The sequence below is a fragment of the Xanthomonas sp. A1809 genome (assembly GCF_017746015.1).
GTDB lineage: Bacteria > Pseudomonadota > Gammaproteobacteria > Xanthomonadales > Xanthomonadaceae > Xanthomonas > Xanthomonas euvesicatoria.
In genome coordinates this window covers 1-351 of record NZ_JAGHWZ010000037.1, presented here as the reverse complement: position 1 = coordinate 351, position 351 = coordinate 1, and the positions used below count along the sequence as shown (strand labels likewise).

1 protein-coding gene is annotated in these 351 nt (G+C 69.8%); it reads left to right on the top strand.

What is annotated here, in order from left to right:
• Window positions 1-242 (top strand): hypothetical protein (locus J7396_RS21900; RefSeq protein ID WP_209262132.1); only part of this gene is annotated, 242 nt, incomplete at its 5' end.
• Between the last annotated feature and the right edge of the window lie 109 nt (window positions 243-351).

The following is a 351-nucleotide window of genomic DNA, read 5'->3' as shown; positions in this document are numbered from 1 at the left end:
TACGCACCACTGAGGCCCCGATGAGCGAAGACCTGATTTCCGACCAGCCCGCGCCGCAGCCGCGCCGCATGAAGCAGCCGACCAAGGACGTGCTGCGCGCCAACCTGGGCAGCAACCTGCAGAAGCTGATCGAGGTCAGCAGCGAGAACGAGCGGTTCCGCGCGAGCTGGTGCTGGCCGCTGTACGTCTGGACGCAGCGCATGCGCACCGCGTTCAGCCGCGGCGGGAACGGCCAGGCATGACCGCGCCGGCCAAGCGCTCGGCCTGGGCGCGGAGCCAAGCCAACCAGATCCGTGCGCGGCTCGACGGCATCCACAGCAAGCCGGCCATCGGCGAGCGCGAGCGTAAGAG